Origin of the sequence: Bacillus safensis FO-36b (assembly GCF_000691165.1) — a bacterium.
Classification (GTDB): domain Bacteria; phylum Bacillota; class Bacilli; order Bacillales; family Bacillaceae; genus Bacillus; species Bacillus safensis.
Window position 1 is genome coordinate 160,960 of the sequence record NZ_ASJD01000005.1, and the last position, 22,520, is coordinate 183,479.

At 42.0% G+C, this 22,520-nt stretch carries 24 protein-coding genes and 1 pseudogene; 7 read left to right on the top strand and 18 right to left on the bottom strand.

Going from position 1 to position 22,520, the window contains the following annotated elements:
• Positions 1 to 99 precede the first annotated feature (99 nt).
• Complete coding sequence (locus BA81_RS12945) at positions 100 to 1,590, bottom strand: leucyl aminopeptidase (RefSeq protein ID WP_034282598.1); 1,491 nt, start codon at positions 1,588 to 1,590, stop codon at positions 100 to 102.
• Between the two features lie 324 nt (positions 1,591 to 1,914).
• On the opposite strand from BA81_RS12945, the gene BA81_RS12950 reads away from it, so the two are divergent.
• Positions 1,915 to 2,391 (top strand): divergent PAP2 family protein, encoded by a 477-nt coding sequence (locus tag BA81_RS12950; protein WP_024423347.1) that lies wholly within the window; start codon positions 1,915 to 1,917, stop codon positions 2,389 to 2,391.
• Between the two features lie 40 nt (positions 2,392 to 2,431).
• Here the strand turns inward: BA81_RS12950 and BA81_RS12955 are convergent, their stop codons facing one another.
• The 4 genes from BA81_RS12955 to BA81_RS12965 form a co-directional block, all read right to left on the bottom strand.
• The gene (locus BA81_RS12955) at positions 2,432 to 3,076 is read right to left on the bottom strand and encodes a 3D domain-containing protein (protein WP_034282599.1); all 645 of its coding nucleotides are present in this window, start codon (positions 3,074 to 3,076) and stop codon (positions 2,432 to 2,434) included.
• 99 nt (positions 3,077 to 3,175) lie between these two features.
• Positions 3,176 to 3,496, bottom strand: coding sequence for a YuiB family protein (locus BA81_RS12960; RefSeq protein ID WP_024423349.1), 321 nt, complete (start codon positions 3,494 to 3,496; stop codon positions 3,176 to 3,178).
• Between the two features lie 81 nt (positions 3,497 to 3,577).
• Positions 3,578 to 3,703 (bottom strand): YuiA family protein, encoded by a 126-nt coding sequence (locus BA81_RS19665; protein WP_157840088.1) that lies wholly within the window; start codon positions 3,701 to 3,703, stop codon positions 3,578 to 3,580.
• Between the two features lie 135 nt (positions 3,704 to 3,838).
• Entirely contained in the window at positions 3,839 to 5,056 is a 1,218-nt protein-coding gene (locus tag BA81_RS12965; RefSeq protein WP_024423350.1) for an NAD(P)/FAD-dependent oxidoreductase, read from the bottom strand.
• 391 nt (positions 5,057 to 5,447) lie between these two features.
• Here BA81_RS12965 and yumC point away from each other — a divergent pair, with 391 nt between their 5' ends.
• Positions 5,448 to 6,446, top strand: a complete 999-nt coding sequence (gene yumC, locus BA81_RS12970; RefSeq protein WP_034282604.1) for a ferredoxin--NADP reductase 2 — start codon at positions 5,448 to 5,450, stop codon at positions 6,444 to 6,446.
• 46 nt (positions 6,447 to 6,492) lie between these two features.
• On the opposite strand, the gene BA81_RS12975 is transcribed toward yumC, so the two are convergent.
• Positions 6,493 to 6,699, bottom strand: coding sequence for a hypothetical protein (locus BA81_RS12975; protein ID WP_024425965.1), 207 nt, complete (start codon positions 6,697 to 6,699; stop codon positions 6,493 to 6,495).
• Positions 6,700 to 6,943: 244 nt separating this feature from the next.
• Here BA81_RS12975 and BA81_RS12980 point away from each other — a divergent pair, with 244 nt between their 5' ends.
• Both BA81_RS12980 and BA81_RS12985 read left to right on the top strand, forming a co-directional pair.
• Positions 6,944 to 7,711, top strand: a complete 768-nt coding sequence (locus BA81_RS12980; protein WP_193510686.1) for a MerR family transcriptional regulator — start codon at positions 6,944 to 6,946, stop codon at positions 7,709 to 7,711.
• Entirely contained in the window at positions 7,695 to 8,591 is an 897-nt protein-coding gene (locus BA81_RS12985) for a DUF2268 domain-containing putative Zn-dependent protease (RefSeq protein WP_034282608.1), read from the top strand. Before BA81_RS12980 ends, BA81_RS12985 begins: the two co-directional genes overlap by 17 nt.
• Positions 8,592 to 8,744: 153 nt before the next feature.
• On the opposite strand, the gene BA81_RS12990 is transcribed toward BA81_RS12985, so the two are convergent.
• The 3 genes from BA81_RS12990 to BA81_RS13000 all read right to left on the bottom strand — a co-directional run bounded on the left by BA81_RS12990 (position 8,745) and on the right by BA81_RS13000 (position 10,542).
• Positions 8,745 to 9,107, bottom strand: coding sequence for a HesB/IscA family protein (locus BA81_RS12990; protein WP_024423354.1), 363 nt, complete (start codon positions 9,105 to 9,107; stop codon positions 8,745 to 8,747).
• A 73-nt stretch (positions 9,108 to 9,180) separates the two neighbouring features.
• Entirely contained in the window at positions 9,181 to 10,035 is an 855-nt protein-coding gene (dapF, locus tag BA81_RS12995; protein WP_034282609.1) for a diaminopimelate epimerase, read from the bottom strand.
• A 270-nt stretch (positions 10,036 to 10,305) separates the two neighbouring features.
• Positions 10,306 to 10,542, bottom strand: a complete 237-nt coding sequence (locus tag BA81_RS13000) for a YuzB family protein (RefSeq protein WP_008346813.1) — start codon at positions 10,540 to 10,542, stop codon at positions 10,306 to 10,308.
• Positions 10,543 to 10,797: 255 nt separating this feature from the next.
• Between BA81_RS13000 and BA81_RS13005 the strand changes: the two genes are divergently transcribed.
• The gene (locus tag BA81_RS13005) at positions 10,798 to 11,865 is read left to right on the top strand and encodes an NAD(P)/FAD-dependent oxidoreductase (protein WP_034282611.1); all 1,068 of its coding nucleotides are present in this window, start codon (positions 10,798 to 10,800) and stop codon (positions 11,863 to 11,865) included.
• Positions 11,866 to 11,915: 50 nt separating this feature from the next.
• Here BA81_RS13005 and BA81_RS13010 read toward each other — a convergent pair whose 3' ends face one another.
• Both BA81_RS13010 and BA81_RS13015 read right to left on the bottom strand, forming a co-directional pair.
• Positions 11,916 to 12,146 carry a hypothetical protein gene (locus BA81_RS13010; protein ID WP_034282613.1) on the bottom strand — a complete coding sequence of 77 codons (231 nt, stop codon included), beginning with the start codon at positions 12,144 to 12,146 and terminating at the stop codon, positions 11,916 to 11,918.
• Between the two features lie 100 nt (positions 12,147 to 12,246).
• Complete coding sequence (locus tag BA81_RS13015) at positions 12,247 to 12,576, bottom strand: YuzD family protein (RefSeq protein ID WP_034282615.1); 330 nt, start codon at positions 12,574 to 12,576, stop codon at positions 12,247 to 12,249.
• Positions 12,577 to 12,697: 121 nt separating this feature from the next.
• Between BA81_RS13015 and BA81_RS13020 the strand changes: the two are divergent.
• A pseudogene (locus BA81_RS13020) lies at positions 12,698 to 12,997 on the top strand (NifU family protein).
• Between the two features lie 216 nt (positions 12,998 to 13,213).
• Here the strand turns inward: BA81_RS13020 and BA81_RS13025 are convergent.
• From BA81_RS13025 to yutH, 6 genes are all read right to left on the bottom strand, one after another.
• A complete protein-coding gene (locus BA81_RS13025; protein ID WP_034282616.1) occupies positions 13,214 to 15,184 on the bottom strand; it encodes a S9 family peptidase in 1,971 nt (656 codons plus the stop codon).
• A gap of 305 nt (positions 15,185 to 15,489) precedes the next feature.
• Entirely contained in the window at positions 15,490 to 16,422 is a 933-nt protein-coding gene (thrB, locus tag BA81_RS13030) for a homoserine kinase (protein ID WP_034282618.1), read from the bottom strand.
• Positions 16,419 to 17,480, bottom strand: coding sequence for a threonine synthase (gene thrC / locus BA81_RS13035; protein WP_034282619.1), 1,062 nt, complete (start codon positions 17,478 to 17,480; stop codon positions 16,419 to 16,421). Before thrC ends, thrB begins: the two co-directional genes overlap by 4 nt.
• Entirely contained in the window at positions 17,477 to 18,781 is a 1,305-nt protein-coding gene (locus tag BA81_RS13040) for a homoserine dehydrogenase (RefSeq protein WP_034282622.1), read from the bottom strand. The genes thrC and BA81_RS13040 overlap by 4 nt, the downstream gene beginning before the upstream one ends.
• 223 nt (positions 18,782 to 19,004) lie before the next feature.
• On the bottom strand, positions 19,005 to 19,973 hold the full coding sequence (locus BA81_RS13045) for a 2-hydroxyacid dehydrogenase (RefSeq protein WP_034282624.1): 969 nt from the start codon (positions 19,971 to 19,973) through the stop codon (positions 19,005 to 19,007).
• A 77-nt stretch (positions 19,974 to 20,050) separates the two neighbouring features.
• The gene (yutH, locus tag BA81_RS13050; protein WP_034282627.1) at positions 20,051 to 21,070 is read right to left on the bottom strand and encodes a spore coat putative kinase YutH; all 1,020 of its coding nucleotides are present in this window, start codon (positions 21,068 to 21,070) and stop codon (positions 20,051 to 20,053) included.
• Positions 21,071 to 21,202: 132 nt separating this feature from the next.
• On the opposite strand from yutH, the gene BA81_RS13055 reads away from it, so the two are divergent.
• On the top strand, positions 21,203 to 21,703 hold the full coding sequence (locus tag BA81_RS13055) for a phosphatidylglycerophosphatase A family protein (RefSeq protein WP_025094161.1): 501 nt from the start codon (positions 21,203 to 21,205) through the stop codon (positions 21,701 to 21,703).
• 39 nt (positions 21,704 to 21,742) lie between these two features.
• On the opposite strand, the gene BA81_RS13060 is transcribed toward BA81_RS13055, so the two are convergent.
• Positions 21,743 to 22,516 (bottom strand): TIGR01457 family HAD-type hydrolase, encoded by a 774-nt coding sequence (locus BA81_RS13060; RefSeq protein WP_087978090.1) that lies wholly within the window; start codon positions 22,514 to 22,516, stop codon positions 21,743 to 21,745.
• Positions 22,517 to 22,520 lie beyond the last annotated feature (4 nt).

Here is a 22,520-nt window from a genome sequence, read left to right on the forward strand (position 1 = left end):
TAATTAAAGTACCAACGTATGTTACCATAGAAAAAAAACTTCGTCAAATGGAGTATGTCCTACATAAAAAAGCTCTGCCACTTGGCAGAGCCTTCTCCTTTATTTCTTTCCTTCAAATCGTTCCACAAATGTTGCGAGTGATCTTACCATTACACCTGTTGCCCCTGTTGGTCCAAAGCATGAAGGTTTTTCTGTTGTAGCTGTTCCTGCAATATCTAAGTGAACCCAAGGGGTATCCTCTGCGAATTCGCCAATGAAAGCACCTGCCATGATCGCATGACCATCACGGCCTGGCGAGTTATTGAGATCCGCCATTTTGCTGTTTCGTACTCGTTTCTTATCTTTTTCCGTGATGGGCAGCTGCCAGATCATTTCACCGCATTCTTCTGATGCTTCTTTAAACTGAGCGTACAGCTCATCGTTATTGGTCATCGCGCCTGTTGTCTCATTTCCAAGCGCCACAATGACACCGCCTGTTAATGTGGCCACATCTACAAGGACAGAGGCACCGTGCTGCTTCGCATATGTCACCCCATCTGCTAAAACAAGACGGCCTTCTGCATCCGTATTGAGCACTTCGATTGTTTTACCGCTTAGTGACACAATCACGTCGTCAGGCTTCATAGCGTCTGCCGAAATCATATTATCGGTTGAGGCAATGACCGCAATGACATTTTGCTCTGGACGAAGTTCGCCGATGATTTCCATTGCACCTAAAACAGACGCTGAGCCGCCCATATCTGTTTTCATGCCAACCATACTCGCTCTTGGCTTTAAAGAATAGCCGCCGGTATCATACGTGATGCCTTTACCGACAAGGCCGATGACGTCTGTCCATTCTTCCTTGCCTTGATATTTCAATACGATGAGTTTTGGCGGTTCTGTTGAGCCTCTATTGACGGCTAAAATACCACCCATTCCGAGCTCTTCCATTTGTTCTTTATCTAAAATTTCAATCTCAAATTCGTATTTATATGCAAGCTCTGCCGCATACGAAGCCAGATCAGAGGATGTGAGCATGTTTGGCGGCATATTCACAAGGGTACGAGCTGAATTGACTGACTGTCCGTACACTTCGCCGACTTTCAAACTTGCCTGAATTTCAGCTTGATCATGCTCTGTCGTTGCATAAACAAACTCGATAAAACGATCCGGTTCATTTGTTTTATGTTTAAAATCCTGTAATTCATATGTAGCTAAAAGGCAGCTTTCAGAAAGGGCATGGGCTGCATCTTGAGCAGGCAGATCCTTTCCAATAAACGTATCCAGCAAGACAGAAACCGCTTGCTTTTTATCTTGATGAAGCTTTTTGAATAAATGGGCAAACACTTCTTTTGCCTCTTCAAACGTGTAATCTGATTCCTTCCCAAGCCCGACAAAATAAATGCGTTTGATGCCTGTTTCAGGGGATGGGAAAAACTTCGAAAGCTGATTTCGTTTGGATGAAATGTCGCCTTCTTTTAATAATTCAGTGATTCTTCCTTCAAGTAATTCATCCATTTCTTTTGCTTTTCCTGATAATTGGCTCTTTTGAAAAAGTCCGATCGCCAGTGTATCTTTATGCTGCAATTCATTTGTCGAGAAAAACATATTTATCACACGCTCCTTAATGAACTCCATTTTTCACATTGGAACTTCTATTATATCAAAATTTGCGTTCCTATACGATCATTGCCAGTCTGTCTTTACTTGATGAACATTTATATTTTCACACGCGGAAGGGCATCATGAAAAAGCGGCGAAAACCTGAGCAGCCTGTCCGTGTTCTCCTCGTTCCACATCTACTTTCTTTAATGTTATAATGAACATGGACTTGGCAGCTTTTTTTACTGCTATCATTTTTTCATCATACTAGGATTTTTAGTTCATCATTTCGCACGATATTTTTTCTTAAAGAGAGGATGTTTCTTGTTCATGAGCGTACTGACGAATTTTCCGCTGCTTGCCAGCCTAGCAGCCATCTTTTTTGCACAATTTGTAAAAGTACCGATTCAATTTATCATTTCTAGACGACTAGATTGGTCGCTCATTACAAGCACAGGCGGAATGCCAAGTTCACACTCCGCAGCAGTAACAGCACTCTCCACAGCAGTGGCTTTAGAGCACGGGCTAGATACATCTATCTTTGCCATTTCCGCCATCTTTGCCATTATTACCATGTTTGATGCGACAGGCGTTCGCAGACAGGCAGGAGAACAGGCGACTGTTCTCAACAAGCTCGTAACAGATTTTAACCGATTTGTTTCCGAAGCAAAGAATTTCCCAAATGCGGAAGAAAAAGAAAAGCAAAAGAAATTAAAAGAGCTTCTTGGCCATAAGCCGATTGAAGTCTTCTTCGGCGGCTTAACAGGGATCTTGCTGACACTCATCTTAGATTATTACTTCATGTAGAAGCGAAAAAGCTTTGGACCTTAAACGGCCCAAAGCTTTTTTATTCTTTATTGGCTTGAAACTGCTGACGGAATACTTGCATCGATTCTGCTTCATTGAGCTGATTTAAGTCTTTTTCCGTTAACGTCCCTTCACCCTTTTTGATGATATACACATCGAGCACTTTTTTACCCCATTCTCTATACACATCATCAACGGTTTCATAGTATAAATCAAGCTTATGACCTTTAATGGCTTTCCCGGTATCTGCAACCACACCGTAGCCATAGTTCGGGATAAACAGCACCGTTCCAATCGGAAAAACAGATGGGTCGGCTGCCACTGTTGAATATAAATCACGTTTCACTTTAACGCCTGAATATGTAATGCCATATGCATGATGTTCCTTCGTTTTGCCTGTTGATTCCACACCTGCTGTATAGCCGGTTGCCACAACCTTCTGTTTCGGGTAATCGTTCCAATTAAACGCCTCTTCGAGAGAAACAGACCGCGCATCTTCACTTTTGAGTGCCATCGTTTCCCTTTTTGGCTGCTGAAAAAAAGAAGATACTTGCCTGCCCGCATCGGTCTCTTTCACCCACGCAGCTAAATCACTTGGTTCGACTCCAGATATGCCCGTAAAGCTTGTCAAAAGTGCAAGCATGAATAGGGCGGTCATGAACAATCGTTTCATCCATGTTTTCATCTCTATTTGTCACTCCTCTACCCATCTATTTGTTTCCAAACAAAATGGAAACTATGCAAAGGAGAAACAAAAAAACCCACTTGCCTGTCCACAAGTGAGTTAAAACATTTGATACCCTCTTTTTCGAAGTGCATTAATGACAAAACCTGATGTGATTGCACCGATCAGGCCGCTTAATAAGATGATGATATCTGCCGCAGCTAGTGAGACGATCCGGTCTCCTATTCCTGAAAAAGCGGTGCCAGGCTCTCTTACATAAGCGATCATCTTTTGATTGTTGATAATGAAAAGGCATACAATTGGATATAAAATAGCCATAATCCATGACATTCTCAGCAGCATATTGAGCAAAAAGCCAATGCCGAAGAATAACACGAAAAATAAAATAACTGAAATGATAACGACTGGTAAACTGATCACTTCATCTCCACCCCCAAATATCCCATCATTAGTTTAACTTGGAAATAGAGATGAAGTCAATCAATGGAAAAAGCAGATCGATTAACGCTTCTTTCCTGTCCCTTTACATTCCTCACACGTTTCAGATCCGCCGAGCAATAGCTGAAAATACCCTTTTCCTGAACAATATTGACAGGTTGATGTTTTTTCCTTTGTTTGTGCATTCATATTGCTCACTCCTTAATCTAAATTTTCTGATAATTTATCATAACATATTTTGCTGCCGATGACCAAGTGAGAAAATATACCACAACTTATAAAAAAACGTGTATCACGAGGATACACGTTTTTGTCTATAATGGTTTAGAAGAACTTGAATTTTCCTTTTTTCAGAACAAGTCCTGGTCCGCCAACCATGAATAAAGAACGGTTGTCGATGATTTTCTTCATTGCAGAAGCTTTTGTTCCTTGAAGTTTTTTACCAAACGCAACACCTACAGCGTCGTGTTCACCAAGAGAAGCAACTGTTCCTTTGATGTCTGGCTTAAAGCTTTCAAGAGAACCGCCTTTTACTAGTGCTGCAAGGTTTTTCGCTACTGTTTCACCTTGCTGCATAGCGATTTGTGCAGTTGGTGGGTATGGACGGTTGATTTCTTCATTGATAATCAATGAACAGTCACCAATGATGAAGACATCATCATTTTCTGGTACACGAAGATCTGGAGACACTTTTACGCGGCCGCGCATGTTTTCAAAACCAGCTTCTTCAACGATTGGGTTACCGCGTACACCTGCAGCCCAAACAACAGTTGCAGCTTTGATTTCTTCTGTATCATCGTCTTTTCCAACAATGATCCCCTCAGGCGTACATTCTTTGATCGCTGTACCAATTTTGAACTCAACACCTTTACCTTGAAGGTAGTTCATCGCATAGTCGATCAATTCTGGATCGAATCCAGGAAGAGCTGTTGGCGCAGCTTCTACACAGATGATACGCACGTCTTTTTGATCAATGTCATACTCTTTGCAAAGCTCAGGCACACGGTTTCCAAGCTCACCAAGGAACTCAATACCTGTGAATCCTGCGCCGCCGACAACGATTGTCAAACGCTCTGGACGTTTTTCAGCATCCGTATTATACGTCGCAAATTGAAGCTCAATGTGCTCACGAAGCTGACGAGCAGAGTTGATGTTAGAGATTGAGAATGCGTATTCTTTCAGTCCTGCAATACCAAATGTTTCAGGAACAGCACCAAGTGCAACAACAAGGTAGTCATAAGAAAGTTCGCCATCTGATGTCACAACTTTCTTTGCTTCCTTATCAATGCTTTCAACTGTTGCTTGTACAAAGTTGACACGGGAACTGTTAATCACATCTTTGATTTGATAACGACAGCGGTCATGATGAAGTGTACCTGCACTTGCTTCATGAAGCCATGTTGTTTCGTAATGATAATTATGCTTGTTCACAAGAGTAATGTCCGCATCATTTGTGCCAAGCTGTTTTGTTAATCTTGTTACAGTCATTAATCCGCCATAACCTGCACCTAATACAACGATTTTCGGTTTATTCACTGGAATCACATCCACCTTTTTTAAATTTGCTGTAAAACGGATAAAGAATTACATATCGTTATTCTCAACCGCTTTGCGGCATTTTATGAAATTTAAACAAAAAAATAAGTATGTGAAAATCTGAACTTTCACCTACATAAAACGAAAGCATTTGACCGTATCCGACAAAAATTCATAAAAAATTAATATTTAGTTCCCTTAACAATAATAGCGAGTTCTGCTCCAATTTTCAAGGCTTTAAACTGAAAATCCTTATGATAAACGGTCTTTCTCACTTTTTCCTTCTTTTCAAAGCTTCAGCATCAAAAAACGACAAGTTTTTCAAAACAAGTCAAACGACGATATGTGGTATGATATGATATAGTGATAACAATTTTCATTTGGGAGGATTAAAGGAATGCAAGAAGATTCTAAGGTATATGACATTACCGTTATCGGGGGCGGCCCAGTTGGATTGTTTACTGCGTTTTACGGAGGCATGAGACAGGCAAGTGTGAAAATCATTGAAAGCCTTCCTCAGCTCGGCGGTCAACTTTCCGCTCTTTACCCTGAAAAATATATTTATGATGTGGCTGGATTCCCAAAAATCCGCGCACAAGAATTAGTTGATAACTTAAAGGAACAAATGGATAAATTTGATCAAACCATTTGCTTAGAGCAGGCAGTTGAAACGGTTGAAAAACAGGCAGATGGGATCTTTAAACTTGTGACAAATCAAGAGATTCATTATTCTAAAACAATCATCATCACAGCTGGTAACGGTGCATTCCAACCGAGAAAGCTTGAACTAGATGCAGCAGAATCATTTGAAGGAAGCAACCTGCATTACTTCATTAATGACTTGAACCAATTTGCCGGCAGACGTGTTGCCGTTCTTGGGGGCGGAGACTCTGCGGTGGACTGGGCACTTATGCTTGAACCAATCGCAAAAGAAGTCTCCATTATTCACCGCCGCGATAAATTCCGCGCGCATGAGCACAGTGTAGAAAACCTGCACAACTCGAAGGTCAATGTACTGACACCATTTGTACCAACTGAGCTCATTGGTGAAGACCGCATTGAACAAATCGTGCTCGAAGAAGTCAAAGGCGACAAAAAACAAGTGCTTGATGTGGACGACGTGATCGTCAACTTCGGTTTTGTTTCCTCCCTTGGACCAATCAAACAATGGGGCCTTGAAATCGAAAAGAACTCCATCGTGGTGAAATCTACAATGGAAACAAACATTGAAGGCTTCTATGCGGCAGGAGACATCTGTACGTATGAAGGAAAAGTCAAATTGATCGCAAGCGGATTTGGTGAAGCACCAACTGCTGTCAACAATGCGAAAGCTTACATGGACCCGAAAGCCCGTGTACAGCCTCTCCATTCCACAAGCTTATTTGAAAACAAATAAGAGCGGATCAAAAAAGGAGTTCCCACTCGCGGAACTCCTTTTTCGTTTATTTAAAAATCCCAATATAGGCATTTGCCATCCCAAGTACCATTGCAGCAAGCAGCACCACAACAATCCCTGCCACAACCAAAATCACCCGATCCTTCACACGTTCCTTTTTCGGAAGCGGCTTTTCAATCCCGCAAGACGGACACGTTTTGGAACGATACGGAATCAGTTCATGACAGTTCCTGCAATTGATTTGTTCACTCAAACCTCAGCAACCTCTTTTCTGACTACAGTTTATGTTTGGTTCTCATGATACTCTTTTCGAGTGGAAATAGCCAGTTGTTCGGGCAAGCTGTAACAAAATTGAGCGATTTGCGAGAAAAAAACATAGCTCCTTGAATCCGCTGCTTCAAACAAGATCAACAATCCATGATTTAAATTTAAAAAAAGATGATTGACCCTAACGCAACGTCATATTTTATAGTGGATATCAAGAGAGGTGAATTGAAATGAAAGTAAAAGAAGTAGCTGAATTATTTGGTATTAGCATTCGTACACTTCATCATTACGACAAGATTGGTTTATTGACCCCAAGTGAAGTCACAGAAAATCGTTATCGATTCTATTCAGAAGAAAACCTTGAAACATTGCAGCAAATATTATTTTTCAGGGAACTTGGATTTCCATTGAAGGAAATCCAAAAGATGATGCACAATCTTTCATTTAATAAGAAAGAAGCATTTATGCTACAAAGAAAAATGTTAATAGAGAAACGAGATAATCTCGATAAAATGATCGGTAATATTGATAAGACGCTGCAGCATTTAACGGGAGTAACTCAATACACCTATAAAGAAAGGTTTGAGAATATGAATATGAATTTTAGCCAATATGAAGAAGAAGCTCGTCACCGTTGGGGAAATCAAGCTGTTGATGAAGTCAGCTCAAAACTAAATCATTTGTCTAAAGATGAACAAATTGAATTATCTGATAGGTGGGATAGCATATTTAATAAACTAGCCTCTCTTCGCAACCATTCCCCTAAATCCAAGAGAGTACAAATCGTAATCAAACAATGGTACGACTTTTTAAACGAAAACTTTAGTTATTACTCTCTTGATGCTTTTTACGGCTTAGGTCAACTCTATATTCAAGATGAACGTTTCAAAAAGAATATAGATCAATATGGTGAGGGCTTGGCATCATTTATGAGCGAAGCGATGGAAGTCTTTACTACTCTTCATAAAAGAGGGAACAGCTATGAAAATTATGATTGAGAATACAATCGATCAATACGAAAAGTTATTCTCAACGAAACACAATAAAGAAAATTTTTTCCGACACACCATGATGAAACCTTTTGAAAAGATGTGGAATATGATAAACGTTCCGCTAAAAGCTAAACAGCAAAATGGCTATGATGTAATAATGGCAACCAAGATGCTTGGCTATCTTGATGTAACAGATACACAAACTGGACAACAAGCATTAAAAAGACTACAAGAAATTCAGGCTCTTCAAACAGCAGATATCACCTTAAACCATTGTATGGATTTCATAAAAAAGCATAACCTTCAAATAAATGCTGATGAGTTGAGATTTGGTCTGTATATAGCTGATCCGAAAAAGCTTGAACTGCAAAAAGGATATTGTGGCTTTGGAGGAATTCCTGGATTTATTCAAGTATCACTATATCCAAATTCATATAATATCCCAAGAATTCCTGCTCTCATTGCACATGAATTCCACCATAATATCCGTTTTTCACATTTTGAATGGGATTACGGAAACGTCACAGTTGGAGATTATTTAATTATAGAGGGTTTAGCTGAATCATTTGCAAAAGAGCTTTATGGTGAACATGTTTTAGGACCTTGGGTCACTTTTTTTGATAAAGAGGAATTTGACTATTCAAAAGAAGTGATAAAAGAGGCTATCCATACAAAAGGGTTTGCTGAGGTCAGTAGTTATATGTTTGGTGATACCATTGCCAAAGAACAAGGCTTTCAACCTGTAGGATTATCACCCTTTGCCGGTTATGCAGTAGGTTATCAAGCTGTACAATCTTTCATGAGAATTAATGATATAGGTATTGAAGAAGCGACCTTACTGGGTACAGAGGAAATACTAAGAAACTGCGAACTTTTTTCTACTTAAATACCTTTATAAAGAAGGACGTGCTGTGTGATTTAAGTCATGTCCTTTTTTCGCATCTTTAAAAACAACACAAAAAAACCTCCTCAAAAAAATAATCAATTTGAGGAGGTCTTAATTATACAAATAGATTTACAGAATGAATCGTTTTACCCCTTAACACTCTTCCGGCGTACCGGTATTCGTCGCTGTTCTGAAAGAAGAACCGCACCCGCATGACGCGATGGCGTTCGGATTGTCAATCGTGAAACCGCCGCCCATGAGTGATTGTTTGAAATCAATGATGGTTCCGTTCATGATATCAAGGCTTTCGGAATCGACAAGGACATTGATGCCGTGCTGTTCGAACTGCGTGTCTTTCTCTGAGACTTCATGGTCAAAGCCCATGCCGTATGAGAGACCGCTGCAGCCGCCGCCTTTTACGCCCACTCGAAGGAACGCATTTTCTTCTTCATGTTCTTTCATCATATCTTTAATCTGCAGTGCAGCAGCTTCTGTAATGGTTACTGGTGTACTCATGATCATCCCTCCTTTTGACTGGATGTTTCTTTTCAATTATAAACGTGATGATGGCTTTTCTCAAATAAATGGTTTAGAGATAAAATGTGCCGTCACAAATCGTTTCAGCAGGTCCTGTCATGAGCACGTGGTCATTGTCTTTCCAGCGAATGATGAGGTCTCCGCCTGCTAAATGAACGGTCATGTCTGTTTCTTTTTTCGCCTGACCATTCACAATTGTGGATACAGCCGCAGCACAGGCCCCTGTTCCGCAGGCCTGTGTAATCCCTGAACCTCTTTCCCACACACGAAAATGCAGTTCTGTTTCACTGACAACTTCAACAAATTCTACATTGACGCCTTCTGGGAACATGTGGTGTTTTTCGATGATTGGTCCAAGTGTATGAAGCGGTGCTTTTTCAATGTCCTCTAAATAAAAAACGATGTGCGGGTTTCCCATTGAAACGGCCGTTCCATTTAAAACTGCCTTGCCAAAATCAAGTGCCTCATTAATCGTTGTGCTGTCCGGTTCACCAAGCATTGGCATCGCTTCTTTTTCAAAACGTGGTTTTCCCATATCTACTGTGACTAGCTGAACGTGACCATCCTGAGCGTGAACGGTCGCTTCAACGAGTCCTGACAATGTCTCAATCTGGAACGTTGTGTCCGTCACAATTTGATGCTCATACACATACTTTGCAACGCAGCGCAGCCCGTTACCGCAGTTTTTGCCCTCTGATCCATCATTGTTGAAAATGCGCATCTTCACAGGTGCAACATCTGATGGACAAATAAGGATCATCCCGTCAGAACCGATTCCTGTATAAACAGAAGAAACGCGGATCGCTATCTCTGATAGCTGCTCTTCTGGAAGCTGTTCCTTCATCTGATTGACGTAAATATAATTATTTCCTAATCCGTGCATTTTCGTGAATTGAAATGATGTCATGAGCTTCCTCCAAAAATGTTGTTTCTTTATAGTATAAAAGGAGTCGATTCAGGAGACAATCTTATCATCCCCCGTTTTTCATACATAGAAGCTCTTTGCTGCCATGGCAAAGGGCTTTTATTATGCATATGCCTCTTTTTCTCTCGTGTGATATTTCATATTGATGATATTTTATTAGCATAACATATTGGATGCGCTTTCTATTTATTCTCCTTAAAAATGGAAGCTGAAAATGTGAAAAAAATGCACCTCATGACCCATGTGGTGCATTTAAAACATGTCGTTTTCCTCTATAAAAGCATAAATACGCTCGACTAGCTGCTCTGCATTTTCTCCTGAAACAAATTCTCCATTCACAAGTGCAAATGGGGAGTCCATACATTTGCCGCAATAGCTTAAACAGCCGTATTCCATTACGTCTAGGTTTGGGTCTTTTTCAAGCTTCTCTTTTGCTTCTTGAGACCCTTGTGCAAGATTACTTACACAAAATTCGATCAGTGGAAACACTGTGCTTCACCTCACATTGCCTTACCATCCTACCGAAATTCCTTGTATTAGTCAAAATATGAGCTTCATCTGTATCGTTACGCCTATTCCTCGTAAAATGTTTTACTATTTAGGACTAACTGATGAATATGTAGGTTATTTTGAAACAATTATTGTGGTTTCACAGTAAATTCGATATAATTTTATTTGGTATTTTAACTTAAAGTTTTTTAGTATAAGTGTTTTTCAATGTCTACGGGGAAAAGGAGAATCGTCATGAAAAATTTAGTCTTGATCGGCGGAGGTTACGGGAATATGCGGGTTCTCCACCGCTTATTGCCAAATCAATTACCTGATGATGTCACTATCACATTAATTGATCGAAATCCTTACCACTGTTTAAAAACAGAATATTATGCACTTGCTGCTGGAACGATCTCTGATCATCACATTCGAGTATCTTTTCCAGAGCATCCGAAGCTGGATATTCAATACGGGGAAGTAGAAAAAATTGATATTGAAAACAAACAGATCTTATTCAGCGACCGTGAACCGATTCCGTATGATGATACGGTGATTGGACTCGGCTGTGAGGACAAGTATCATAATGTCCCTGGTGCGAAAGAACATACATACAGCATTCAAACCATTGATCAGTCAAGACATGCGTATAACAAATTAAACAATTTAAGCGCAGGTGCAACGGTTGGCATCGTCGGTGCTGGACTTAGCGGGGTAGAGCTGGCCAGTGAACTAAGAGAAAGCCGTGCTGATTTAAACATTATTCTTTTCGACCGCGGAGAGCTGATTCTATCGAGCTTTCCAAAAAGATTAAGTTTGTATGTGCAAAAGTGGTTTGAAGAAAATGACGTAAAGATCATTAACTGTGCCAATATTACAAAGGTTGAAGAAGGTGTCGTTTACAACCATGATGACGCGATTGAAGCAGATGTCATCGTGTGGACAGCAGGAATACAGCCAAGCAAAGTGGTACGTGAGATGGATGTTGAAAAAGACGCACAAGGCCGCGTCGTATTAACTCCTCATCACAACCTCCCAGGGGATGAGCATGTATATGTTGTAGGTGACTGCGCAAGTCTGCCGCATGCCCCAAGTGCACAGCTTGCTGAGGCGCAGGCAGAACAAATTGTCCAATCGCTGCAAAAACGCTGGAAAAATGAGCCGCTTCCTGAGGCTTATCCACAGTTTAAGCTGAAAGGTGTTTTAGGTTCTTTAGGGAAAAAAGCCGGCTTTGGCTTAGTGGCTGATCGTCCACTTGTTGGGCGGGTGCCAAGACTCCTGAAATCTGGACTCCTTTGGATGTACAAACATCACAACGGCTAAAATTATGTGAATTTTTTCTCAAAGCTCCTTCATGATGAGGGAGCTTTTTTCTATGAAACGGCATGTGCCGATGAGTGGGTCCATTTGATCGGAGCAAGGGCAAGGATGCAGTCTTTACGAAAGGTTCTCATCGTCTTCTTCGATAAACAATACGCTTGGATAAGCTGATCCGTCTCACGGTGGACAATGATTTTTCTCTTCGTGCACTCTCCATTTTTCTTCATATAAATCATCTCAATCGGTATTAGCTGATGAAGAGATTGTTTCAGTAAATAATTCATGATGCTCACGCTCCTTTCATTTCATTATAAACGAACAAACGTTCTTTTTCAACACAAAAAAGAACGTTTGTTCTATTTTCTTTCTCAAAAAAAGAACAGCTTATTCACTGCTCTCCTTGTACCCGTATTTCTCCATTTCTTGATAAATGTCTTTTAATTTTGGATTGCCCTCTCCAACGATTTGATCCTCTACTAAGACAAGCGGATAAAAGAATTCATCATCAAGAATTCGTTCAGACAATTCCTTTTGCTGTTCATTTTCTGGCGGGTGCTCAATATCAATATATGTGATGCGAAATGGCTGATTCGGATATTTTCGTTTTAATGCTGCATCTAACCATTCAAACGTATCTTTTGAAGAAGGCAGATTCACGCAGCTGGCGCACAGTACATCTCTTCCATATACATAAAGATCGACGGTTTTGTTCATTTGACAAGCCCCCTATTCTTACTTCATTTTAGCTGAATTTTCTGGATGAAAAAAGCAAAAATCACTTTTTGTTTCAAGATGAGATTGTGCTATAATGAAAAGGAAACTTTGAAACCAATCAATAGATTTTTATCGTCCAGATGAATATAATGGTGATATGTTGTGAAAGGAGCGATTATATCTAATGACTGAAGTCGAAATGAAAGACCAAGTACAGGAAGTACTGGACAAACTTCGTCCATTTCTATTACGTGATGGTGGAGACTGTGAGCTTGTAGACATTGAAGATGGCATTGTGAAATTACGTCTTCTTGGTGCATGCGGCAGCTGCCCAAGTTCAACCATTACATTGAAAGCCGGTATTGAGCGCGCATTATTAGAAGAAGTGCCTGGCGTTGTAGAAGTTGAACAGGTTTTCTAATTCATATATGACATGAAAACGACCCGATTTGGGTCGTTTTTTTCATGATTGACAAAGGCTTTAGCCCTTTGTCTTCTTTTCAGCGTGATATGAAAACCCTTGAAGTCTAGGAAGGACGAGTACTGGCGTGGAGCGAATTTTCTATTCGTGAGCACCAGCACGCAGGACTGACACCGAATGCGAGGGTTTGTCAGCACGCTGAAGGGTCGTTTTTTATTAGGCTAGCTTTTCTCTAAACCATTCCTTTATAAAAGTCAGTCTTTGAATACGCTGCCCCGGGTGTCCGCTTCTGGATAAATCATGAGATGCCTTCGGGAATTTGACCAATCTTGTGTCTTTCCCAAGCTCCTTCAAGGCCACAAAAAGCTGCTCTGCTTGATCAACTGGACAGCGATAATCTTCATCACTGTGCAAGATGAGCAGCGGCGTGTTCATCTGCTTCACATATTTTAGCGGCGAACGATCCCATAGCTTATCGACAGAATCATAAATATCCCCATCAATCTGCCACCTTGTAAAGAAATAACCGATATCACTGATGCCATAAAAGCTAATCCAGTTTGAAATGGAACGCTGTGTGACAGCTGCACGGAAGCGGTCGGTTTGACCAACAATCCAGTTGGTCATAAAACCGCCATAGCTGCCGCCTGTCACGCCAAGCCTTGTTTCATCAAGGAAATCATAGGCTTTGAGCACATGATCAACAGCCTGCATGACATCGTCATAATCAACGTCACCATAGTTTCGTCTCACACGGTCAGTAAACATCTGTCCATACCCATGACTGCCATGCGGGTTGATATACACGATGGCGTAGCCTTCAGAAGCGAGCATTTGAAATTCATGAAAATACGTATGACCATACATCGCATGCGGTCCGCCATGAACCTCTAGAATGAGTGGATATGTCTTTCCCTCTTCCATCTTGGAAGGCTTCATAAACCAGCCATGCACCTCGTCTCCATCTTTTGACTGAAAAGAAAATGGTTCAGGTTCCGATACGACATGCTCCTTTAGAAAATCATGATGCTCGAATGTGATTTGCTTTAGTTCTGTCTCCCCTAATGTCATCTCATACAGCTCACTTGGCGAAACAGGTGAAAGCCGGCTGAGCAGCAGTTTGGATTCATCTGGATGAAGGCTAAAATTGGTGATATGTTCCGCCTCTAGTCGAACAGGATAGGCTAAACCTTCAATAGAGAAATAATAAATCCCTGTACTGCCTTGATCAGAAACAAGCGCATAAAACCCTTGGCTGTCCTTTGTCCACTGCGGAAGCTGATAGACCTCTCCCATCACGCTATCTCCTGCCATACAGTTCCCAACATACATATCGAGCATTTCTGACAGTTGAACCGTCTTTTCTTCCTTCAGATCATACAGCCATAGTGATGGGAAGGTGGCATTTTGAAATTCACGCTCATGTCCAATATACAAAAGACTCTCTCCATTTGGAGAAAAAGATACGGTGGAATAAGCGCCATTTGCTTGTGTGATCTTTTTTGTCTGACCATCTTCTAATGACAGAAGACACACGTCACTTATGTAAGGTATCTGTGGATTTAATTGAATAAAGGCAAGCCATTTGCCGCAAGGAGAAATCGTATGATTCATATGATGAACCTGCTCGCTCGTGACAGGCTCTATCTCTCCTGAATCGATATCCACCTTCACGATCTGCGTGACACGCCCATCTAAAAAGCCTCTTCCATCTGCTTTATAGGTCAAATCATCATATACCGCTGGAGCAAAGTCATCTTGCTCTTCCTTTTTTTCATCATGAACAGATTCTGATTGTTTCAATGACACAGCCGCATAAAGAAAAGCACCATCTGGAGAAAAGACAGGATGAGATACTCCGTAAGGAATCGTCGTTAAGGTTCGCACGCCGCCTCCTTCGCTCTTCATGAGCGCCAGCTGAGGGACTTCCTTTGGCTTTTGTAAAATAAAAGCAAGCTGCCTGCCGTCTTTTGACCAAACTGGCTGATGATGCTTTCCATCCTCAAATGTCCATTGTGCCAGCTCCTCTGTCTCTTCATTTCGAACCCATAAATGGATGTTGTAATCGTCTTTTTTCTCATTCACAGTGACTTTTGTAAAGACTGCCTTTTTTCCATCTGGTGAATAAACCGGATGGGAAACAGAAACAATCTTCGTTAAATCTTCTGCCGTCATCAATTTCTTCATGAACGTATCTCCCCCTTTTATGCTTAAAAAATAGTTCGATCCTCTAAATAATAATCCCTGCTTCTTCCCATAAAAACAAGCATAAAAAAAGAACGTGCAGATTCACAGCACGTTCTTAGATTGTTGAAAAAGGGCTAAAATGATCTTTATTTTAGCTCTTTTTCTTCTTTTCAGCGTGACCTGAAAACCTTTGCAGTCTAGGAAGAACGAGCACTGGCGCGGAGCGAATTGAACATTCGTGAGCACCAGCGCGCAGGACTGACAACGAATGCGAGGGTTTGTCTACACGCTGCGAACGTGCAGACTCACAGCACGTTCTTTACTTGATTAACAGGATAATGCTGCACGACAACACCTTCTACTGGCACCGTCAGCAAATCGACTTCGCAATGCGGGAAGTTTTGGGCAAGCTGTTCTTTCAGCGCTTCTCCCTTCCCTTTTTCCACTAAGGTGAGGATCGTCGGACCAGCACCGCTCAAAGCCGTACCATACGCTCCTTTTAGAGAAGCGACATGCTCTACCTTTGAAAGCTCTGGCACAAGCATTGTGCGGTAAGGCTGATGAAATAAATCCTTATTCATCATTTCTCCAACAAGCGGCCAGTTTTGCGTCATTAAGGCGGCCACTAGGACGTTGCTCACAGCACTCGCACTGACGGCATGTTTATAGGAAAAATCCTCTGGCAGAACATCACGGGCATCCTTTGTCAGCACTTCATAAAAAGGAATCACCACGACGACATCTACATCCACATGCTGCACTTTCACGGCATGTGTTTTGTCTTCTTCATGGAGACCAATCAGTAAACCACCAAATAAAGAGGCACCCGCATTATCTGGATGACCTTCTACCTCACTTGCATAAAAGAGCTTCTGATCATCTGTCATGTTTAATTCAAGAAGCTGATTGGCAAGTTCAATGGCGGCCACGATGGCAGCAGCACTGCTGCCAAGCCCCCGTGCCAATGGAATATCACTCCATACTTTGACATGAACAGGCGGGAGTGTTTTTCCAAAGTCATCTGCGACCTTTTTGGCTGTTTGGTAAATCAGGTTGTCGGTGCCTGATGGAATCCCAGACACGACATCTGTTTCTGCTTCAAACAGCCAGCTATCATGGTCAAAGACCGATAGCTTTAAATAGCGGCTGAGCGCCATTCCAACTGAATCAAAGCCTGGTCCTAAATTGGCAGTGCTTCCCGGTACTGTGATTGAAAAAAGCATGGAGGCTTCACTCATACGCGTGCGGCCTTTTCTAAGTGTTCAAGAATTTGATCTTCATCTGCATCGAGTGTGACCGGCTTGATTTGTGAAATATCGATAGCCGTATTTGGATCTTTCAGCCCGTTGCCTGTTAGTACCGCAACAACTTTACTGCCTGGCTTGATTTCTCCAGATTTCACCTGTTTTAGAACGCCCGCAATCGACGCACATGAGCCCGGCTCTGCAAACACACCTTCTTCACGTGCAATCAATTGATATGCATGAAGAATTTCTTCATCAGTCACTTCATCAATCTTTCCGTTTGATTCATCTGCGGCTGCCACAGCTTGTTTCCAGCTCGCTGGATTTCCGATACGGATAGCCGTTGCCACTGTTTCTGGCTGCTCAATCACTTCATTTCGAACGATTGCCGCTGCACCTTCTGCTTCAAAACCGCGCATGACAGGCAGTCCTGTTCCCTTTTTCTCATGATATTCCTTGAAGCCTTTCCAGTAGGCCGTGATGTTCCCGGCATTTCCAACAGGAATCGCCAGTACATCCGGGGCAGAGCCTAGCTGCTCACAGATTTCAAATGCCGCTGTCTTTTGTCCTTCAATTCTATAAGGGTTGACCGAGTTCACAAGGGCAATCGGCGCTTTTTCACAGATGCTGCGGACGATTTTCAGTGCATCATCAAAGTTGCCGTCAATGGCAATGATTTCTGCTCCGTACATGACGGCCTGTGCAAGCTTACCGAAGGCAATTTTCCCGTCTGGAATGATGACAATACATTTCATATCAGCACGGGCTGCATAAGCCGCTGCTGCTGCAGAGGTATTCCCTGTTGAGGCGCACATGATCGTATCATTGCCTTCTTCTTTCGCCTTTGCAACGGCCATGACCATTCCTCGATCCTTGAAAGAGCCTGTTGGATTGACGCCTTCTGTTTTCACATGAAGCTCAATCCCCAGCTTTTCTGAAAGCTTGGCGAGGTGGACCAGCGGTGTATTCCCTTCATTTAATGTTAGTTTAGGTGTAGATTCGTTTACTGGTAAGAATTCCTGAAATTCTTCAATGAGTCCATTCCATTTCATCGGCTTAAACCGTTCCCTTCTACTCGGTACGTGCTCTTCACTTGAACCACCACGTCGAGGTCGTTTAATTTTTGCAGGATATTTGAGAAATCTTCTTCTGAGGTCTGATGTGTAATAATCACAATTTCAGCCAGCTCATCATGTCCTTTCACAGGAAGCTGAAGAATCTTTTCAAAACTGATCCCTCTTTCAGAAAAAATAGATGTAATGCGGGAGAATGCCCCGACTTGATCTCTAACATGAATTCTTAAAAATTGCTGAGCAAATATTTCTGATGAGGATTTGATTTTCTTCTCAAACTGCGGTGCGATAAATCCGCTTCCGTTCACGCCAAGGCGCATGTTTTTCATTACTGCGACTAAGTCTGATACAACAGCTGTTGCTGTCGGCAGACTTCCTGCTCCAGGTCCGTAAAACATCGTTTCTCCTACAGCACTTCCGTAGACATACACCGCATTGAATTCATTGTTGACAGATGATAATGGATGATGATCAGGAAGTAAAGTTGGCTGAACGCTGACCTCTACTTTCTCTCCGTCCCGCTGAGCAATTCCGATCAGCTTCATTGTATAGCCAAACCGCTTACTGAAATTAATATCCTCATCAGAGATATCAGAAATACCTTTCACCTTGACATCCTCTAAATCTACATTCATGGAAAAACCGAGCCTTGCAAGAATCGCCATTTTTCTTGCTGCATCCAGTCCTTCTACATCAGCTGTCGGATCTGCTTCTGCAAAGCCTAGATCCTGTGCTTCTTTTAAGACGTCCTCATATGCGCTTTTATCGACATTCATTTTCGTTAAAATAAAATTCGTTGTACCGTTCACAATCCCCATCATCTTCGTGATTCGGTCAGAGGCCAGCCCTTCCTCCAGCGTACGCAGAATCGGAATTCCTCCGGCGACACTTGCTTCATAATAAAGATCACAGCCATTTTCTTTCGCTACATGTAAAAGCTCCGTACCGTAAAGCGCCATTAAATCTTTATTGGCTGTAATGACATGCTTCTTCTCATTCAACGCATTTATTAAATATTGTTTTGTCTCTTCAATGCCGCCCATCACTTCAATGATGACGTCGACCTCTGGATCTCTAATCACATCGTATACTTCAGTTGTGAAGACCTCTCTTGCGACATCCACATCTCTTTTTTTATCGGGATTGCTCACAAGCACTTTTTGTATTAATACCGGACAGCCGATTTGGTGCATTAATTTATCCTGATGGTCTTGGATAATTTTTACGACACCGCTTCCCACTGTTCCTAATCCTAATAGCCCAACTCGAATTGCCTTCACCTGAAATTCCACCTTTCTACGTAAATGTCCTCTCTAAAAAGACATTTGTTAACCTTACACAGACATTCAATGTACACACATTATAAAGGGGTATCCTCATTTTGACAAGGTAATAAAATAAGAGATTGTCAGAATGAAACCGCTTAACAGCTATTTATATCAAGATTCTATATTTTCAAAATATTTTTGTCAGAAAAGCTCCCGAACACCGGGAAGCCTTATATTATAAACGAACCGGCGTTTTGGCTGGCTCGTCTTGTAAGACAAGCGCAATATTTTCAGCACATAAACGCATCATTGTTTTTCTTGTTTCGACACTAGCACTTCCAATATGAGGAAGGACTGTGACGTTACGTAATGTCGTTAACGGATGAGATGGGCTGACAGGTTCCTGTCTAAATACATCCAGACCAGCGCCGGCAATTTTTCCTGTTGTGACAGCCTCGTATAAAGCATCCTCATCCACAGTCTGTCCTCTTGATACGTTAATGAAATAAGCAGAGTTCTTCATCAGATCAAATGCTTTTTCATTAAACATGTCTTTCGTTTCCGGGGTTAACGGCGTCAGACAGACGATGAAATCAGACTGCTTGAGCAGTTCCTCAAAAGCCGCATAGGTCACGCCAAGCTGCGCTTCTGCTTCGGGTTTTCTTGAACGATTATGATAAAGGACATTCATATTAAAGCCTTTGGCCCGCTTGGCAAGTGCTGTTCCAATGCTGCCCATTCCAACAATCCCGAGCGTTTTGTGATGAACATCAGCACCGGCAAGAAGAAGCGGCCCCCAGCCTGTCCAGTTTCCATTCTTAATCCAATCACTCGCCTCGACAATGCGTCTAGCTGACGCCATCAGAAGAGCAAAGGCTAAATCCGCCGTCGATTCTGTTAAGACGTCTGGTGTATGACATACGGTGATTCCGTGCTTTTTGGCTGCTTCAAGATCAATATTGTCATAGCCAACAGCAAGGTTTGCAACCACCTTGATATTCGGAGCCTTTGATAAAAGCGGCTCATCTATTTGATCTGACAGCATGGTGAGAAGCGCATCCGCTTTAGCAGCTTGTGTTTCTAACTCTTCTCTTGGACACGGCTCATCCTCGCTTGGCCACATCTCAACATGAGCGACTTCTTTTAATGGTGTAAGTGATGCTTCATCCAGCTTTCTTGTGATATAGACATAAGGTTTTGGCAAGAAGAACACTCCTTTAATTGATTTCTTTAAGCATAACGAAAAACGTCTCAAGAGAAAAGAGACGTTTCGTCTGTTCACTAAAACTTCAAATCAGCTGCAGGCTGAATCCAGCCAACAGCCGGAATGGGGGTCCCGCCGCTTCGCATGGCACTCATTTCTTGAAAGACCTTTAGAAAGTATTCATAGCGATTGGCATCATTTAAGACGTAATCTAACCGCTCTTCATAGTATGACTTTTCATTTTCTCCCGACATATAGTAGCCTTCCACAATTTCAAAGTAATGAAGCGGGAACAGCAGGCGGCTGTATAACAAACGCTTTGAAAAGGAGGAAAGAGGTGTCACCTCCTCATATTGCTGAAGAAAGGAAAAGCCTTCTTCAATTAAATCCTCCTTATGCTGTACAAAGGTCTCTCTTAAGTATTCAGCAATATCACGGGTTGGATGATCAAAGACCCAATCCACAGGTAAACGCAGCGGCTGCTCATGCGGCCATGTCATACGTGAAAAGCGCTGATGACAGACAGTGCCTGAGTCACCTTCTTTCGGTTCATCATCAAGCTCAGTATCGACTAAATATTGAATGGCATTCTCCGTTAATCCAAGATAATACGGAAACGATTCAATGAATTTTTGTTCAAACCGTTCCAGCGGTTTTTGATGCATTTGCTGCATCCAAAAGCCTTCGAGCTGATCTAATCGTTTTGCCCATAATTCCTTCCAGGCACCGACACGTTTTGTTTCGGATACTTCATATGGAAAGCCTCTTCCCCTGACATGAAAGGCTGCCAGCTCTGACGCTTGCTGAAACGAGCGGCTTGAGAGCGGTGGCGCCGCTTTTAATAAAGCGTACTGCTCCTTTCCATGAGTAAAGGTGGGCTTCTCTTCATTTGTTAATTCAAACACAGCGACGTATGGGTCTCCAGCATTCAGTAAATACTGACTGATATGATACAACTCCGAGAGTTCTTCTTCTCGCAAATGAGACACAGGAACAATGAGGAAGAGAGCCTCCGCCGTTTGAAAGCTCTGATAACTGCCATATGGCGTAAATTGACGAACATCAATACCAAATGTGTGATAAATGGTTTCTTTCATGTTTTCACCTGCGTTCCTATGATCAATCTCTTATCATATCGTAGTCGCAGGTTGAGGGATTTATGAATACTATTTACTATCCGAAGCTTTTTACACGTTGTGGACAAATTACGAGGATTGGGTGAGGAATACATGCCGCATCATCATGAGATGAACGAAGTAGAAAAAACAGCAAGACGCCGTTTACAAGAACGAGGCGTAACCATTCAAGATATAGCAGACCTTGTCTACTTTTTACAGGAAAAATATCATCCTGGCTTAGACATGACAGAGTGCATCCACAATGTGGAGCGTGTCATCGCAAAACGTGAAGTCCAAAATGCGATATTAACGGGCGTTGAACTAGACGTACTCGCCGAGCAAAAGAAGCTGACTGAGCCGCTTCAATCAATACTTGAAACGGACGAAAGCCTGTATGGCGTTGATGAAATTTTATCCTTTGCTATCGTCAATATTTATGGTTCAATCGGCTTTACAAATTACGGATATATCGATAAAGAAAAACCAGGTATTCTGGGGAAACTCAACGATAAATCCACAGGCGAATGCCACACCTTTTTAGATGACATTGTTGGCGCTATTGCTGCTGCCGCATCAAGCAGGTTGGCACATAGTGCAAGAAATGCGGAATAAAGAAAAAGAGGACGCGCGCATAACGCTTGTCCTCTTTTTTTATGATAATCGCTCGATCCACTCGGATAATGAATCAATGACATAGGTTGGCTGCTTTTCATACTTCTGAAGCAGCTCTTTTGTTGTCACACCTGTATGGACGAGTAATGTGTCCATTCCTGCATTCATTCCTGCCATAATATCCGTATCATAGTTATCACCCACCATGAGCGTCTCAGACACATCTGTCCCAAGCACACGCATCGCTTGTTCCATAATAATGGATTCCGGCTTTCCGATAAATGTCGGCTGAACCGTTGTCGTCACGGTCAGTACGGATGTTAACGAGCCGTTCCCTGGCAAAAGCCCTCTTTCTGTTGGAATAGCTATATCTCCATTTGTTGAGACAAATTGTGCGCCTTGACGAATGGCAATCGCACCTACTGCTAATTTTTCATATGTAATGCCCCGATCAATTCCAACAACAACGAAATCAGCGTCTTCCTGACCAAACGTCAGCCCCTTTTCTTCAATGGCCTGCTTGATTCCTTCTTCACCGATCACGTAAACTGACGCATCTTTCTTTTGTTCAGCAATATAATTGGCCGTCGCCATACTTGTTGTAAACACTTGTTCTTCTGTTGCTGGGATATCAAATGAAACGAGTTTTTCCGCTACCTGCTTTGGCGTACGTGATGAGTTATTCGTGACAAACAAGTAAGGGATGTTCAACTCATTTAACTTTTGAACAAATTGACCTGCTTCCTCGATCTTTTCTGTTCCTTTATACATGGTCCCGTCTAAATCAATTAAATAGCCTTTGTATTTCATGATGCTC

Coding starts and splice junctions, on each gene's coding strand:
- BA81_RS12955 (WP_034282599.1), bottom strand. CDS start 3,076: ATGAAAACATGGATGAAACGATTGTTCATGACCGCCCTATTCATGCTT.
- BA81_RS12950 (WP_024423347.1), top strand. CDS start 1,915: ATGAGCGTACTGACGAATTTTCCGCTGCTTGCCAGCCTAGCAGCCATC.
- BA81_RS12985 (WP_034282608.1), top strand. CDS start 7,695: ATGAAAATTATGATTGAGAATACAATCGATCAATACGAAAAGTTATTC.
- dapF (WP_034282609.1), bottom strand. CDS start 10,035: ATGACATCATTTCAATTCACGAAAATGCACGGATTAGGAAATAATTAT.
- BA81_RS12980 (WP_193510686.1), top strand. CDS start 6,944: ATGAAAGTAAAAGAAGTAGCTGAATTATTTGGTATTAGCATTCGTACA.
- BA81_RS13010 (WP_034282613.1), bottom strand. CDS start 12,146: ATGAATTATTTACTGAAACAATCTCTTCATCAGCTAATACCGATTGAG.
- thrC (WP_034282619.1), bottom strand. CDS start 17,480: ATGAAATGGAATGGACTCATTGAAGAATTTCAGGAATTCTTACCAGTA.
- BA81_RS13015 (WP_034282615.1), bottom strand. CDS start 12,576: ATGAACAAAACCGTCGATCTTTATGTATATGGAAGAGATGTACTGTGC.
- BA81_RS13025 (WP_034282616.1), bottom strand. CDS start 15,184: ATGAAGAAATTGATGACGGCAGAAGATTTAACGAAGATTGTTTCTGTT.
- BA81_RS13005 (WP_034282611.1), top strand. CDS start 10,798: ATGAAAAATTTAGTCTTGATCGGCGGAGGTTACGGGAATATGCGGGTT.
- BA81_RS19665 (WP_157840088.1), bottom strand. CDS start 3,703: ATGAATGCACAAACAAAGGAAAAAACATCAACCTGTCAATATTGTTCA.
- BA81_RS12990 (WP_024423354.1), bottom strand. CDS start 9,107: ATGAGTACACCAGTAACCATTACAGAAGCTGCTGCACTGCAGATTAAA.
- thrB (WP_034282618.1), bottom strand. CDS start 16,422: ATGAGTGAAGCCTCCATGCTTTTTTCAATCACAGTACCGGGAAGCACT.
- BA81_RS12945 (WP_034282598.1), bottom strand. CDS start 1,590: ATGTTTTTCTCGACAAATGAATTGCAGCATAAAGATACACTGGCGATC.
- yumC (WP_034282604.1), top strand. CDS start 5,448: ATGCAAGAAGATTCTAAGGTATATGACATTACCGTTATCGGGGGCGGC.
- BA81_RS13055 (WP_025094161.1), top strand. CDS start 21,203: ATGCCGCATCATCATGAGATGAACGAAGTAGAAAAAACAGCAAGACGC.
- yutH (WP_034282627.1), bottom strand. CDS start 21,070: ATGAAAGAAACCATTTATCACACATTTGGTATTGATGTTCGTCAATTT.